Here is a 14,360-nt window from a genome sequence, read left to right as displayed (position 1 = left end):
CCATGGCCGGGAGGGTGAGCGGAAAGACTGCGGTGGTGACCGGCGGGTGCAGCGGCATTGGGCTGGCCAGCGCGCGGCTCCTCGCCGCGGAGGGCGCCCACGTCGTCATCGGTGACATCGATGACGACCGCGGCAAGGCGGTTGCTGACGAAATCAACGGAAGCTACGTGCACTGCGACGTGACCGACGCCGACCAGGTGGAGGCCCTGTTCGCCGCCGCCGATCGGATCACCGGCCGGGTGGACATCGCGTTCAACAATGCGGGAATTTCGCCGCCGGAGGATGATTCGATCCTGCAGACCGACCTCGAGACCTGGCGGCGGGTTCAGGAGACCAATCTCACCAGCGTCTATCTCTGCTGCAAGGCGGCCTTGCCGTACATGCTGGCCCGCAAATCTGGTTCGATCATCAATACGGCGTCGTTTGTCGCGGTTCTCGGATCGGCGACCTCGCAGATCTCGTACACGGCAAGCAAGGGTGGTGTCCTCGCGCTGTCCCGGGAGCTCGGTGTGCAATTTGCCCGCGACGGCATCCGCGTCAATGCACTCTGTCCCGGACCGGTCAACACGCCGTTGCTGCAAGAACTCTTCGCCAAGGACCCGGAGCGGGCCGCCCGCCGGCTGGTTCACGTGCCGATCGGCCGATTTGCCGAGCCGGAGGAGATCGCCAACGCCGTCCTCTTCCTGGCGAGCGATGAATCGAGCTTCATTACCGCCTCGACGTTTCTCGTCGACGGCGGCATCAGCGCCGCGTACGTGACTCCGCTGTGAACGGTGACGTCATGACCGAGACGGAGGTTCGGCCGCTCATCGGTGTCACCTCCTACCACGAAACCGCGTCGTTCGGATCGTGGCGGGACGTCCCGTCGGTCGTACTCCCTCGTTCCTACGTGGAACACCTGCATGCCGCCGGCGCCGACGTCGTCGTCCTGCCACCCGGCGGAGTGTCACCCCGTGTGCTCCGACGGCTCGATGGGATCGTGCTTGCCGGCGGGCCGGATGTCGATCCCGCGCGGTACGGCGCTGAGCCGCATCCGGCGACCCGGCCGGCAACGCCTGAACGGGAGGCGACGGAATTCGACGCCGCGGCGTACGCCGTGGAGCACAAGCAGCCGATCCTCGGCATTTGCCGTGGCATGCAGGTGATGGCGGTGGCCGCGGGCGGCTCCCTTGTCCAGCATTTGCCGGACAAGCTCGGCGACCTGCGTCACGGCCCGGCGCCCGGGGTGTTCGGACGGCACGAGGTGCGGATCGTTCCCGAGAGCAGGCTTTCCCGTGTCCTCGGCGAGCGTGCGGAGGTGCCGACGTCACATCATCAGGCCGTGGCCGACCATCCCGGGTTTGAGGCAACTGCTTTCGCGGACGACGGCACGGTTGAAGCGCTGGAGAAGCCCGATCACCCGTTCTGCATCGCGGTGCAGTGGCATCCGGAGGCGGACACCGACCCTCGGCTGTTTCTTGCGTTCGTCGCCGCCGCACGCGAGTATCACCGTGGCCGCGCCGGCGTGACGGTGTCTGCCGGAAACGACGTACCATAGCGGGCAGAACTGCTGCACAATCCAATAGCCGTTGATCTCGGATGGGAGAGACGCTTCGCCGCCAGCGGAGCGCGCCGAAGGAGCAACCCCCCGGAAACTCTCAGGCATCCGCACCATCCGAGGGAGGCAACTCTGGAAAGCGGTCACGTCAGTGACCCGCCGAAGGGGCAAACCGCGCGGCGCGGTGAAGCTCTCAGGCTCGTGACAGAGGGGACCACGCAGGCGCCGTGGCGCCGAGGGAGGGATCTCCGTGTCAGAGCCGGAAATTGCGGTGACGCGCGAAACAGCAAACCCGGTAGGCCCGTCCGACCCGCCGCCAATCCGTCACAGCGTTCTTGAAGCCGAGCACCAGGCACTTGGCGCCGCCTTCACGGTTTTCGCCGGTTGGCGGATGCCTCTGCGCTACACCAGCGAACTTGCCGAGCACCACGCGGTGCGGCGGGCCGCCGGACTGTTCGATCTCTCCCACATGGGGGAAATCCGGGTGCGTGGCGCGCAGGCGGGTGCGGCGCTCGACGCGGCTCTGGTCTCGGAATTCGACACGCTTGCGGTCGGCCGGGCGAAGTACACCATGATGTGCGACGAGAACGGCGGCGTGGTCGATGACCTGGTGGTCTACCGAATATCGCCGACCGATTTTCTCGTCGTCGCCAACGCTGCGAATACGGCCGTTGTCGTCGACGAACTCCGCCGCCGCTGCGCGGAATTCAACGTCGAGGTTCGCGACGAGACAACGCGGTGGTGCCTTGTCGCGCTGCAAGGGCCCAAGGCGGTCGACATTCTTCGCGGCTTGCTCGACGAACAGGTGCTGGAGTTGCGCTATTACCGCGTGACCGAGGCGGACGTGTGCGGCCGGCGGGCACTCGTTGCGCGGACCGGTTACACCGGAGAAGACGGTTTTGAGATTTTCCTTGACGACGATCCCGTGCCGCTCTGGCGGGCGATTCTCGAGCGCGGGCAGGACGCCGGCGTCCTGCCGTGCGGACTGGCGGCGCGGGATTCGTTGCGGTTGGAGGCGGGCATGCCGCTGTACGGCCGCGAGCTCTCCCGGGACCGCACTCCCTTCCACGCCGGTCTGGGCCGGGTCGTCGCCCTGGATAAACCAAACTTCGTCGGTAAAGCGGCGCTCATGCGCTATGCCGCCGAGCCTCCCGACGAAACTTTGGCCGGCCTGGCCGGCGTCGGACGGCGGGCGCCTCGTCACGGTGATGCGGTGTACGACGAACGCGGGCTGGTGCGGATTGGGGAGGTCACCAGCGGGGCGCCGTCCCCGACACTCGGGTATGCCATCGCCATGGCATATCTCCGACGGGATTACGCGGCGCCGAACACGCCGGCGCTGGTCGACGTCCGTGGGAAGTACGAAGCGGTGACCGTGACGGAATTGCCGTTTTACCGAAGAAAGAAATGACGCTGTCCCGAACCGCCCGAAGGCCTGCCATACCAGCCGCCGTCAGTCGTTCATACATTGTTGAGGAGATGGGTCATGACCGTCAGCATCGTCGACCTTTTCAAAATCGGGATAGGTCCGTCGAGTTCGCACACCGTCGGCCCGATGAAGGCCGCGCGGCTCTTTGTCACCGCACTCGATGACGCCGATTTCGGTGCGCTCAGCCGCATCCGGGTCGAACTCTTCGGTTCTCTCGCCGCAACCGGCCCGGGACACGGCACGCCGAAAGCCGTCATCCTCGGGCTTCTTGGCGAAGAACCGGAAACGGTGGATCCCGCTGCAGCGGACGCACAGCTGGCCGACGTCCGAGCCGCGAAGAAGCTCACGGTGCTGCGGCGGCATCCTATCGAGTTTGACGACGAACGCGACATCGTGCTGCGGGCCCGCGACCGGCTGCCCGCACACCCGAATGGCATGCGGTTCACTGCGTACGACGCGGACGGCCGGGTGCGGGCGGCCCGGGTGTATTACTCCATCGGTGGAGGATTCGTCGCTGACGAGTCGGGACGGCGGGTTGACGGAGTTGATGTCACGGGCGTACCGTATCCGTTCCGCAGCGCCCGGGAGCTTCTCGACATCTGCCGGCGGACGAGTCGCGACATCGCCTCGGTTGTGCTGGCGAATGAGACGACCATGCGCTCACCGGACGAGATCGCGCATTACGTGGACCGTATCGCCCAGGTGATGAACGAGACGATCGATCGCGGTTGTTCGGCGGACGGCGAATTGCCCGGCGTCCTGCATGTCCGCCGGCGGGCGCCGAGCCTCGCTCGGTCCCTTGCCGCCGAACCGCTTGCGCCCGGCGGCCTGCGTGAGATGGAGTGGGTCATTGCGTGGGCATTGGCGGTGAACGAAGAGAACGCCGCGGGCGGGCGTGTGGTCACCGCCCCGACAAATGGAGCCGCAGGCGTCGTTCCTGCTGTGCTGCGGTATTACACCACCTTCGTCCCCGGTGCCGATCGCGACGGCGTCCAGCGTTTTCTCCTGACCGCGACGGCGATCGGCGGCTTATGCAAGGAGAACGCCTCCATCTCCGGGGCAGAGGTCGGGTGTCAGGGGGAGATCGGATCGGCGTGTGCCATGGCGGCCGGTGGGCTTGCGGCAGCCATGGGCGGCACACCCGAGCAGGTGGAGAACGCGGCCGAAATCGGTCTCGAGCACAATCTGGGACTCACCTGCGACCCGGTGGCCGGTCTGGTGCAGATTCCTTGCATCGAACGGAATGCCCTGGCCGCTGTGAAAGCAATCGCCGCCGCCCGGCTCGCACTCCGCGGCGACGGACGTCACACCGTCAGCCTCGACCAAGCGATTCTCACGATGCGCAGAATCGGGCGTGACATGAAATCCAAATACAAGGAGACGTCACGCGGCGGCCTGGCGATCGCCGTCGGCGTCAACGTCTCGGAATGCTGACCGAAACCCGACGGTGCGAAAAATGCGGAAAGCGAACGCTGCACTACCGGGGCCCGCACAGGAGCGTACGCATCCCGGCGCGCAATCACTGACACACTATTGCGCATTCACTCGCGAATCGTGACGCTGACGGTGACGGACGCCGCGCCGTTCGCCGAGTGGGCGGAGGGTACCGTCGTCCAGCCGTGCGCCGCCTGCCACCGCCACGAGCCCAGGGAAAATTCGGTGACGCCGTAGTAGGCGGACCGGGCGATGAGCCAATTTGCGACCGTCGCCGCTCGATGCGCAGCGGCGGCGCCGGTTGCGGGACTGTCAAGGCTCTTCGGTTGCGGCGGCCCGCCGAGTTGCGGTACGGAGAGTGCGGCGGTCCGGCCGTGCCCGACCGGAGCGGCCGCGGTGAGGTCGAGCTCGGTGGCGAGCGCACTCCGCAGCGCCGCCGCAGCGGCCGTGGCATCCGCTCCCGGTTCAAGAAGATGGACACCCGGCTGAATGTCCCGGGCGATCGCGGCGCGCACACCACTGTGCGCCAGGCGACAGGTGAGTTGTCCGAGGGTCTGCCCGGTCAGCGCCGCGGCCAACGCGGTCGCCCGGGGTTCCCAGTCTGCATACGCATTCGGGAATGCGCTGTGCTGCACGGCCTGTGCGGCCTGCGCGAGCGGAACGTGCTGCCAGTTCGGCACTTTCACCAACGCGTCGAAGAATTTCCCGGCCGCGACGGCCGGAATGAGAAGGGTCTCCCGGCTCCCCCACCCTTGCGAGGGGCGTTGCTGGAAGAGTCCCACGGAGTCAGCGTCGCCATACGACAGGTTGCGCAGCTTGGATTCTTGCTGCGCCACTGCGAGCGCGATGACCACCGCGCGGACCGGCAAGCCGCGGCGGATCGCCACGTCGGTGATGATCGAGGCGTTCAGCAGCTGTTCCGGGCTCATCGCGTACGTTTCACCGGTCGTCAACCCGACCACTTCGCACCGGTCGGCCCTGGCCGGAGCGGGGGTGAGCGAGCGCCAGGTCACGAACCCCGCGACGAGCACCAGGACGACTACCGATACGATCACTCCGCGGCGCAGCCGGCGCCGACCTGTGGCCGCCGTCCCGGAGCGCGCGGTCCGACGGGTAAGGTCAGCGCCCATGGGAGACCCTTTCGTCAGCCCGTTGCCCACCCAGATCGATGAACTCTGGGAGCGACGCAGCGAGCTCAACCCTACCGACGATCGCCCCGGCAGCCTGAGCGCCGAGGCTCGCGCGGTCGTCAACCACGCGCTTGATCAGCTGGACGCCGGCGCGGCCCGGGTCGCATTCGTCGACCCGAAGACCGATGCCGTCGTCGTCGACGAGCGGGCGAAGCGGGCGATTCTGCTGGCTTTCCGCGTGTTCCCGGTTGTCGAATCGGCGGCTGGGGAGTTCCGGTATCGCGACCGGATTCCGCTGAAGCGCAGTTTCCCGGGGACCCGCGTCGTCCCCGGCGCGATCGTCCGCCACGGCGCCTATGTCGCGCCGAGCGCCGTCCTCATGCCGAGTTTCGTGAACGTCGGCGGCTATGTCGACGAGGAGACCATGGTCGACACCTGGGCGACCGTCGGCTCATGCGCGCAGATCGGCAAGCGGGTGCACCTGTCGGGCGGGGTGGGCATCGGCGGCGTCCTTGAACCGCCCAGCGCGGTGCCAGTGATCATTGAGGACGACGCGTTCATCGGCTCCCGGTCGATGGTGGTGGAGGGTGCGCGGGTACGCCGTGGCGCAAAGCTCGGCGCCGGATCGATCCTGACCGCCTCGACCCGGGTCTTCGACGCCGAGACCGGCGAGGAATTGCCTCGAGGGGAAGCACCGGCGTGGTCGGTCTGCGTCGGCTCCACCCGTGTCCGTTCCTTCCCCGGCGGGGATTTCGGGATGCCATGCCTCCTCGTGCTCCGCCGGCTCGCCGAAGGGGAGACCCACGACAAACTCGCGCTGAACGACATTCTTCGGGACCACGGAGTTGCCACGTGACCTCCGTCCTCGACCTCGGCGCCGACGCCGGCGAACTTGCGGCTGCGCTCGTCGACATCCGGTCGGTCAGCGGGGAGGAGCAGGCGATCGCGGACGCGGTCGAGGCGGCGCTTAGCCGCCTCGACCACCTTCAGGTGTACCGGTTCGGCAATGTGGTCGCGGCCCGAACCCGCGCTGCGGGGAACGCGGCGGGACGGCGGCGCGTCGTTCTTGCCGGGCACCTGGACACCGTGCCGCCGGCCGACAACTTGCCCGCGCGGCGGGAGGGCAACCTTCTGCACGGTTGCGGCGCGGTGGACATGAAGGGCGGGCTCGCTGTCATGCTCCGGTTGGCGGCGCGGCTGGACCAGCCCGCCGTTGACGTGGTCTACATCTTCTATGACTGCGAGGAGGTTGAGGCGAGCCGGAACGGGTTGGGCCGACTCGCGCGCGAACACCCTGACCAGGTGAGCGCCGATTTCGCCGTGCTTCTCGAACCATCCAATGCGACGGTCGAAGCCGGATGTCAGGGCACGATGCGGGTTGAGATCACGTTGCACGGCGTCCGCGCCCATACTGCCCGTTCGTGGCTCGGGCTGAACGCGATCCACGCGGCTGCACCGGTGCTCCAGCGGCTCGCTGAGTACCAGCCCCGAACGGTAGAGATCGACGGTTGCGTGTACCGCGAGGGGCTCTCAGCGGTCCGCATCGACGGTGGAGTCGCCGGCAACGTCGTCCCCGACCGGTGCGTCGTGACGGTCAACTACCGGTTCGCCCCGGATCGCACGGTGGACGACGCGCACGCGCATCTGCAGGAGGTGTTCGCCGGATTCGAGCTCGCCGTCGTCGACGCGGCTCCTGCAGCGCCGCCGAACCTGCATGCACCGGCGGTCGTGGATTTCATCGACACCGTCGGCAAACCGGTCGCCGCCAAGTACGGGTGGACGGATGTCGCCCGATTTGCGATTCTGGGCATCCCGGCGGTCAATTACGGCCCGGGGGACCCTAATCTGGCGCACCGCGGCGACGAACAGGTCGACGTCCGTCAGATCGCGGAGTGTGAGTCGGTCCTCGAGCGGTATCTGCTCACCGTGCCGGGGCCTACGGGCCGGACTGCCGCAGGTCAACCTTGGAGTGAGCGGTGACGAAGATGTCCAACGACCGGGCGAAGGTGCCGCCGCGGGATGAGTCATCCACCGATGCGCGGCAGAACGCCGCTGCGCGCCGGCAGGCGGACCCGGCATCCACCGGCAACCACGGCAACCACACCAACCACCACGTCGTCGAGAAGCGGCGCGGGCCGGTCCTGCTCCGCCGTTCCCAGGTCTCCACCACGACGACGGATCAGCGGTTGCTCGACAGCCGTGGCCCGTCCGACTGGGTGCACACCGATCCGTGGCGCGTGCTGCGGATCACCTCGGAATTCGTGGAAGGGTTCGGGCTGCTTGCCGAGCTCGGCGCCGCCGTCTCGGTCTTTGGTTCCGCGCGGACCACGCCGGATCACCCGGATTACGCGGCCGCGGAGAAACTCGGCGCCGCGCTGGCCCGCGCCGGGTACGCCGTCATCACCGGCGGTGGTCCGGGCGTCATGGAGGCGGTGAACAAGGGATGCAGCGAGGCCGGCGGAGTCTCCGTTGGACTGGGCATCGAGCTCCCCTTCGAGCAACGCCTCAACGATTGGGTGGACATCGGCATTCAATTTCGGTACTTCTTCGCCCGCAAGACCATGTTCGTGAAGTACGCCCAAGGCTTTGTCGTTTTCCCCGGCGGTTTCGGCACGCTGGATGAGCTCTTCGAAGCGCTGACCTTGGTGCAGACACGCAAGGTCACCTCGTTTCCCGTCGTCTTGTACCGCGAAGAGTACTGGCATGACCTCATCGAATGGACCCGCCGGCGCATGCTGGACGAAGGAAAGATTTCACCGGAAGATCTCGATTTGTTCTCCGTAACCGATGACGTCGATGAGATCGTGGAGATTATGGAGCGTGCGGAAGCGGCGCGCTACGGAGCGGCATCCTGACTGATGGCTGCAATTTGTGTGTTCTGCGCGTCCAGCGAGGATATTGACGTCCGCTACCTGGAGCTGGCCCGCGCAGTCGGAACGGAAGTGGCCCGCCGCGGTCACCAGCTCGTCTCCGGCGGCGGCAGCGTGTCGTGCATGGGCGCGGTGGCGCGGGCGGCGCGGGCCGGCGGGGCGCGGACGGTCGGCGTCATCCCCCGGGCGCTCGCCGCCTTGGAGGTTGCCGACACCGACGCCGATGAGCTGGTCGTCACGGCCGATATGCGGGACCGGAAACGTGAGATGGAGCAGCGGTCGGACGGCTTCCTCGTCCTCCCCGGCGGGATCGGAACACTCGAGGAAATGCTGGAAATCTGGGTGGCCCGCAGCCTGGGGATGCTCGCCAAGCCGTTGGTGGTCTGCGATCCGTTCGGCCACTTCGGCGACCTGCGCAAGCAGGTCGCGGCCATGGTTGCCGGAGGGTTCGTCCGTCCCGCGGTGGTCGATGCCGTGCAGTGGACCGACGATGTCGTGACGGCCTTCGACCTGTTGGAAGCCGGGATGCGGGCCGGCGCGGCCCTGCATCCCACGGCCGGCGAGATGCTGGAGGCCGAACCGTGACCGGCTTGGCCGCCCGGCTCGGCGCGGTGCCCGTCGGAGAACGGCCGGATCTCGTGGCCGCGCCGGTCCAGGCGGCGCTCCGCGCATGGGCGCACGCCGACTGCGTCACCGTTGCCGAGATCGATCCGGACGCCGCGGACACCGCGGAATTCTGCGCCCGATACCAAGTCCTGCCGGAAGAGTCCGCGAATTGCGTCGTCATTGCTGGACGCCGCGGCGGTGCGACGACATTCGCCGCCTGCGTCGTACTGGCGACCACGCGGGCGGACGTCAACGGCGTCGTCCGCCGTCACCTTGGGGTCCGGAAAGCGTCGTTCGCGCCGATGGCCGAAGCGGTCGAGCGCACCGGGATGGAGTACGGCGGCATCACGCCGATCGGATTGCCCGGGGAGTGGCCGATTCTCATCGACCCGGCGGTGCTCAGCCGGGACGTCGTCATCGGGTCCGGACTTCGCCGCTCGAAGCTCGTCGTGCCCGGAGAGTTGCTCACGCGGCTGCCGAATGCGGTCGTGCTGGACGGGCTTGGCGTACCCGTCGCACGCTGAGCTGTCAGCGTCGGCGGCGTACCGCTACAGCAAGCCGCGGCGGGAGACGGCAGGCTCGCGGTACCCGCGGATTGCCGCGACCATGTCGAGAACCTGCCGGGTCGCCTTCACCTGATGGGCGCGGAAAACCCGCGCGCCCTGCCAGGCGGCGACCGCCGTGACGGCAAGAGTCCCGAACAGTCGTTCGCCGGTCGGCAGGTCGAGCGTCTCGCCGATGAATTTCTTATTGGACAGCGCCACCAGCACGGGCCAGCCGGTGGCCACCAGCTCGTCGAGACGACGGCTCACCAGCAAGGAATGGCGGGTGTTCTTGGCGAAGTCGTGGGCCGGGTCGATGAGGATGCCGTCCCGGCGAACTCCGACCGACACCGCCCGCTCAGCCAGCGCGGTGACTGTGCGCTTGACGTCGTCGACCACATCGGCGTAATGCACCCGGTGCGGATCCGTCCGGGGCGGCAATCCGCCGGCATGCGAACAGACGAGCCCGATGCCCGCTGCGGCGGCCACCTCAGCCAGCCGGGGATCGTAGCCGCCCCACGCGTCGTTCAGCAGGTCCGCGCCTGCGTCGGCGACCACCTTGCCGACCTCAGACCGCCAGGTATCCACACTGATCACGATGTCGGGATGGCGGGCCCGGACCAATGCGACGAATTCGCCGACCCGGTCGATCTCTTCGCTGACCGTGACCTCCGGACCCGGCCCGGCCCGGACGCCGCCGATGTCGACGATGTCCGCGCCTTCGGCCACCGCCCGGTCCACCGCCGCTAAGGCAGCCTCGGTCTCGAATGTCGCGCCTTGGTCGAAGAAGGAGTCCGGCGTCCGGTTGATGATGGCCATGACCGCGAAGTCGTGCTCACCGAATTCTCGTGATCCAAGGCGCAGTCGCATCCGTTCCTCCGAGGGCGCACGGCCGCTGTGACCGCCGCTCGGAAGCCTAGAGGAGTCGCGCGGCGTGCGGCGAAGGCGGCGTGTCGGATCCGCCGATTCCATGTCCCGCAGACATTCGTGGCACCATCGGAGGGTGCTCATCCTCGAAATCGTCGTCATCCTCGCCGTGGTCTTCGCGGTCAGTGCGGTGGCGGCCGGCTACGGCGGCGGGCTCACCCGATTTCACCCGGACTGGCCGGGGCGCGGCCTGCCCGAGGGGCGGCCGATCCGGGCCGAGGACCTGGACGCCGTCCGGTTCAGCCTGGCGTTCCGTGGTTACCGGATGGCCGAGGTGGACGAGGTCATTGACCGGCTTCGCCATGCGCTTGCGGAACGGGACGCTGTGCTCGAGCGCCTGGGTGTGGACCTCGCAGCTGAGCTCGGCGCCGGCCAACCGGCTCCGCCGTCCGCTGCCGAATCGGCCGCTGCGGCCGGCGGCCACGACGGCGGATCGGAGACCGAGGTCGCCGCTGCCGAGCCGGTGGACGGAGACTTCGCGCATGCGTCGGACTCGGGAGCCGCGACCGCGACGTGGCAGTCGGACCGCAGCACCGACGCGTCCTGACGTGCCCGACGTCTCGCCGGACCTCGTCGCCGGCCGCGATGGGTTGCCGCGCTGTCCATGGGCGTACGCGGCGCCGGAGTACCTCGAGTACCACGACACCGAGTGGGGCCGTCCCGTGCGCGACGACGACGGAGTGTTCGAGCGGCTTGTCCTGGAAGGCTTCCAATCCGGCTTGTCGTGGTTGACGATTCTGCGGAGGCGTGAAGCATTCCGCGACGCGTTCGCGGGATTCTCCATCGACCGGGTCGCCGCATTCGATACCGCTGACGTCGCGCGCCTCCTCACGGATCGGCGCATCATCCGGAACAGGGCGAAAATCGAGGCCGCGATTGTCAACGCCCGTGCCGCCTTGAGGCTGCGCGCCGCCGGTGTGAACCTTGCCGAATTCATCTGGCGGTTTGCGCCGACCCATCCTCCGGTCCGTCGGCGGATGGCCGATATTCCAGCGCAGACCCCGGAATCCCGCGCCCTCGCCCGCGAATTGCGGGCGCACGGATTTCGTTTTGTCGGCGCTGTCACGGCCTACGCGCACATGCAGGCGACCGGGATGGTCGACGACCATCTGGTCGGATGCGTGGCTGGAGCGTCGGGTCACCGTGGACCGGACAACTGACCCACCCGCTGGGCGGCCGCGCGTCGGTGGGCTCATCGGCCCTCGAACCGCGGTTTCTGCTTGCGGAGGAAAGCCTGCACCGCACCGGCGTGGTCGGCCGTGATGCCGGCGACCGTCTGCATGCCGGCTTCGAGATCGAGCGCGTCCGGGAGGCCGTGCGCGGCCGAATACAGCAACGCCTGCTTGATGGCGCCGTACGCGACGGTCGGGCCGTCGGCCAATTCTTCGGCGAGTTGGACGGCGGCTTGCCGGACGTCCTCGGCCACTGCGGTGACGAGCCCCAATTCCGCCGCGGCTGCAGCAGAAATCGGACGCGGCCGCAGCAGCAATTCCATAGCCCGGCCGTAACCGATCAGCCGGGGGAGGAACCACGACATGCCGGTATCGACCGAGAGCCCGATTCCCGGGAACGCCACGTGGAAGGTGGCGGCGGGTGCCGCCACCCGCAGGTCGCAGGCGAGGGCGAGCGACATGCCGGCGCCAGCCGCCGTCCCGTTCACCGCGGCGATGACCGGTTTCGGCATGGTCGCCAGTGCGGTGGCGATCGGATTGAAGTGGTTTCGGAGGGTGTCCCAGGCCCGGGTGGCGTCGTCCGCGAGCGCCGCGGCGTGTTCGTGCAAGTCTTGGCCGAGGCAGAAAACCGAACCCGTCCCGGTCAAGACGACGGCCCGCACGGCTGAGTCATCGGCCACCCGCCTCAGGGTGTCGCGGAGCGCCGCCTTCGTCGCCAGGTCCAGGGTGCCCGTGCCGTCGCGGCCGGCCAGCACAACCACCGCGACCGCCCCCGTCCGCTCGACCGCCACCGACCGGCCCTGGCCGTCGACCTGACCCGGCATGTCACTCATCCGCGGCCTCGCTCTCGTCGGTTGCGACGATCCCCGGGGTCGCCGGCCCACAGCCGGCGGCTCGCCGGAATCACCCGCAGACTACCCTCGCCTGGCGGAGGCGCTCGGCCATCGGCGATAATCACGAAAACAGGTCCTTGTCCGTAGGTGCGGGGTGGAACTGGAAGGGGAGCACGATGGCGGCAATGAAGCCGCGGACGGGTGATGGTCCGCTCGAGGTGACCAAGGAAGGGCGTAGCATCGTGATGCGCGTCCCGCTGGAGGGCGGCGGCCGGCTCGTCGTTGAATTGTCCGCCGAGGAAGCCACCGCCCTGAGCGAAGCGCTCAAGAACGCCGTCAGCTGAGCGTCGCGCGACGGCCTGCCCGGTCCGGTGCCTCCAACGATCACGCTCACCGCTCCTCCGCCGCCTTCGGCCGCAGCTCTCGTTCTTCCCGTTGCAGCTGACGGACGGCCGGCGGCCGGGATCGACCTCCCCGGCGTCGACCCTGCGGTGATCGAGCACGCGGTCCAGCTCGAACGGTGGAAGGGGGAAGCCGGCGAGGCGGTGACCATCCCGCTTCGCGATCGGCTGGTTGTCGCCGTCGGCGTTGGCTCGGGAAGTTCCCAGGATGCGCGGCGCGCCGCCGCCGCCGCCGTCCGGCGGTTGCGGAACGTGACCGACGCGGTCGCGGTGCTGCCGCCCCGGTCCAGCGGCGATGTGGTCGGCGCATTTGTCGAGGGGTTCCTCCTCGGGGGGTATCGCTTCACGATCAGTAAGACCGAGCGGCCGGAAACGTTCCGGACGCTGCACCTCGTCGTGTCCCGTCCGCCCGTGGTGCGCCGCGGCTTCGACTATGGCCTGCGTGTCGCGGAGGCTGTCCGGCTGGCCCGCGACCTTGCCGCTACCCCGGCGTCGACTAAGACGCCTGCCTGGTTGGCCCGCGAGGCGACGCGGATCGCCCGACGCTCCCGACTCTCGGTCCGCGTCCGCGACGAGCGGGAGCTCGCGGCGGAGGGGTTCGGCGGCATCCTCGCCGTCGGCTCCGGCTCGGTGCACCCACCGCGGCTCATCGAACTCCGGTATGACCCGGCTGAAGCGGCCCCCGGCGTCGATGTCCTGCCTGGTCACGTGGTGCTCATCGGGAAAGGGGTGACCTTCGACTCCGGCGGCCTCTCGCTGAAGACCTCCGCGAACATGGTCGCGATGAAGACCGACATGGCCGGCGGGGGAGCAGTGATCGCCGCGATGTCCGCCCTGGCTGACCTCGGAGTGCGGGTCACGGTCACCGGCCTGATTCCGGCTGCGGAGAACATGCCGTCCGGGTCGGCGCTTCGTCCCAGCGATGTGATCAGGCATTACGACGGCACCACCGTCGAGGTGTTGAACACGGATGCCGAGGGTCGCCTGCTGCTCGCCGATGCGATCGGTTACGCGAAGGCCAACCTTGCGCCCGACGTGATTGTCGATCTCGCGACCCTGACTGGAGCGATGTCCCGCGGTCTCGGACGGCGGCACGCGGGCCTCTTCTCGACCGATGACCGGTTGGCCGCGGTGCTGCTCGACGCTGCGGCGGCGGCCGGTGAAGGGTTGTGGCGGATGCCGTTCGTCGAGGAGTACCGGGACGCGCTGGATTCACCGATCGCGGACCTCGCGAATGTCGCCGTTCCGGAGAAGGAATACGGCGCCGCGGGAATTGTCGCGGCCCTTTTTCTCCGCGAATTCGCCGAAGGTACGCGATTCGCGCATCTGGACATCGCCGGCCCGGCCCGCGCGGACGCCGATGAGTACGAGATCGTCAAGGGTCCGACGGGGTACGGGGTACGGCTGCTGATCCGGTGGTTGACCACACCGGATCCGCTACGCGGATTGCGCCGATCTCCGGCGCGCCGGGCGGGGTAG

General features: G+C 68.3%; 16 protein-coding genes and 1 riboswitch. Of the genes, 13 read left to right on the top strand and 3 right to left on the bottom strand.

What is annotated here, in order from left to right:
- Positions 1 to 2: 2 nt before the first annotated feature.
- The 4 genes from ACEL_RS09550 (at position 3) to ACEL_RS09535 (ending at position 4,400) form a co-directional block, all read left to right on the top strand.
- A complete protein-coding gene (locus ACEL_RS09550) occupies positions 3 to 770 on the top strand; it encodes a 3-oxoacyl-ACP reductase (RefSeq protein ID WP_011720684.1) in 768 nt (255 codons plus the stop codon).
- Positions 771 to 781: 11 nt separating this feature from the next.
- Positions 782 to 1,537 carry a gamma-glutamyl-gamma-aminobutyrate hydrolase family protein gene (locus ACEL_RS09545; protein ID WP_011720683.1) on the top strand — a complete coding sequence of 252 codons (756 nt, stop codon included), beginning with the start codon at positions 782 to 784 and terminating at the stop codon, positions 1,535 to 1,537.
- Positions 1,538 to 1,569: 32 nt separating this feature from the next.
- A riboswitch (glycine riboswitch) is annotated at positions 1,570 to 1,663 on the top strand.
- A 145-nt stretch (positions 1,664 to 1,808) separates the two neighbouring features.
- Positions 1,809 to 2,948 carry a glycine cleavage system aminomethyltransferase GcvT gene (gene gcvT, locus ACEL_RS09540; protein ID WP_420794991.1) on the top strand — a complete coding sequence of 380 codons (1,140 nt, stop codon included), beginning with the start codon at positions 1,809 to 1,811 and terminating at the stop codon, positions 2,946 to 2,948.
- 75 nt (positions 2,949 to 3,023) lie between these two features.
- The gene (locus ACEL_RS09535) at positions 3,024 to 4,400 is read left to right on the top strand and encodes an L-serine ammonia-lyase (protein WP_011720681.1); all 1,377 of its coding nucleotides are present in this window, start codon (positions 3,024 to 3,026) and stop codon (positions 4,398 to 4,400) included.
- Between the two features lie 107 nt (positions 4,401 to 4,507).
- On the opposite strand, the gene ACEL_RS09530 is transcribed toward ACEL_RS09535, so the two are convergent.
- Positions 4,508 to 5,455 carry a hypothetical protein gene (locus ACEL_RS09530; protein ID WP_202943358.1) on the bottom strand — a complete coding sequence of 316 codons (948 nt, stop codon included), beginning with the start codon at positions 5,453 to 5,455 and terminating at the stop codon, positions 4,508 to 4,510.
- 73 nt (positions 5,456 to 5,528) lie between these two features.
- Between ACEL_RS09530 and ACEL_RS09525 the strand changes: the two genes are divergently transcribed.
- From ACEL_RS09525 to ACEL_RS09505, 5 genes are read left to right on the top strand one after another with little or no spacing between them, the layout of a single operon-like run.
- Positions 5,529 to 6,386 (top strand): 2,3,4,5-tetrahydropyridine-2,6-dicarboxylate N-succinyltransferase, encoded by an 858-nt coding sequence (locus tag ACEL_RS09525; protein WP_011720679.1) that lies wholly within the window; start codon positions 5,529 to 5,531, stop codon positions 6,384 to 6,386.
- Positions 6,383 to 7,510 (top strand): succinyl-diaminopimelate desuccinylase, encoded by a 1,128-nt coding sequence (gene dapE, locus ACEL_RS09520; protein ID WP_011720678.1) that lies wholly within the window; start codon positions 6,383 to 6,385, stop codon positions 7,508 to 7,510. The genes ACEL_RS09525 and dapE overlap by 4 nt, the downstream gene beginning before the upstream one ends.
- A 5-nt stretch (positions 7,511 to 7,515) precedes the next feature.
- Entirely contained in the window at positions 7,516 to 8,385 is an 870-nt protein-coding gene (locus ACEL_RS09515) for an LOG family protein (RefSeq protein ID WP_011720677.1), read from the top strand.
- A gap of 3 nt (positions 8,386 to 8,388) precedes the next feature.
- Positions 8,389 to 8,985, top strand: a complete 597-nt coding sequence (locus tag ACEL_RS09510; protein WP_011720676.1) for an LOG family protein — start codon at positions 8,389 to 8,391, stop codon at positions 8,983 to 8,985.
- Entirely contained in the window at positions 8,982 to 9,530 is a 549-nt protein-coding gene (locus tag ACEL_RS09505) for a YbaK/EbsC family protein (RefSeq protein WP_011720675.1), read from the top strand. Before ACEL_RS09510 ends, ACEL_RS09505 begins: the two co-directional genes overlap by 4 nt.
- 24 nt (positions 9,531 to 9,554) lie before the next feature.
- On the opposite strand, the gene folP is transcribed toward ACEL_RS09505, so the two are convergent.
- Positions 9,555 to 10,418 (bottom strand): dihydropteroate synthase, encoded by an 864-nt coding sequence (gene folP / locus ACEL_RS09500; RefSeq protein WP_011720674.1) that lies wholly within the window; start codon positions 10,416 to 10,418, stop codon positions 9,555 to 9,557.
- Positions 10,419 to 10,518: 100 nt separating this feature from the next.
- Here folP and ACEL_RS11610 point away from each other — a divergent pair, with 100 nt between their 5' ends.
- Positions 10,519 to 11,022, top strand: a complete 504-nt coding sequence (locus ACEL_RS11610; protein ID WP_148204599.1) for a DivIVA domain-containing protein — start codon at positions 10,519 to 10,521, stop codon at positions 11,020 to 11,022.
- A gap of 1 nt (position 11,023) precedes the next feature.
- A complete protein-coding gene (locus tag ACEL_RS09490) occupies positions 11,024 to 11,635 on the top strand; it encodes a DNA-3-methyladenine glycosylase I (RefSeq protein ID WP_011720672.1) in 612 nt (203 codons plus the stop codon).
- Positions 11,636 to 11,667: 32 nt separating this feature from the next.
- On the opposite strand, the gene ACEL_RS09485 is transcribed toward ACEL_RS09490, so the two are convergent.
- On the bottom strand, positions 11,668 to 12,480 hold the full coding sequence (locus ACEL_RS09485) for an enoyl-CoA hydratase/isomerase family protein (protein ID WP_011720671.1): 813 nt from the start codon (positions 12,478 to 12,480) through the stop codon (positions 11,668 to 11,670).
- Between the two features lie 176 nt (positions 12,481 to 12,656).
- Here ACEL_RS09485 and ACEL_RS12030 point away from each other — a divergent pair, with 176 nt between their 5' ends.
- Entirely contained in the window at positions 12,657 to 12,824 is a 168-nt protein-coding gene (locus ACEL_RS12030) for a DUF3117 domain-containing protein (RefSeq protein ID WP_011720670.1), read from the top strand.
- Positions 12,825 to 12,851: 27 nt separating this feature from the next.
- A complete protein-coding gene (locus ACEL_RS09480) occupies positions 12,852 to 14,360 on the top strand; it encodes a leucyl aminopeptidase family protein (protein WP_011720669.1) in 1,509 nt (502 codons plus the stop codon).

Origin of the sequence: Acidothermus cellulolyticus 11B, assembly GCF_000015025.1 — a bacterium.
GTDB lineage: Bacteria > Actinomycetota > Actinomycetes > Acidothermales > Acidothermaceae > Acidothermus > Acidothermus cellulolyticus.
This window is presented reverse-complemented; position numbering and strand designations above follow the sequence as displayed.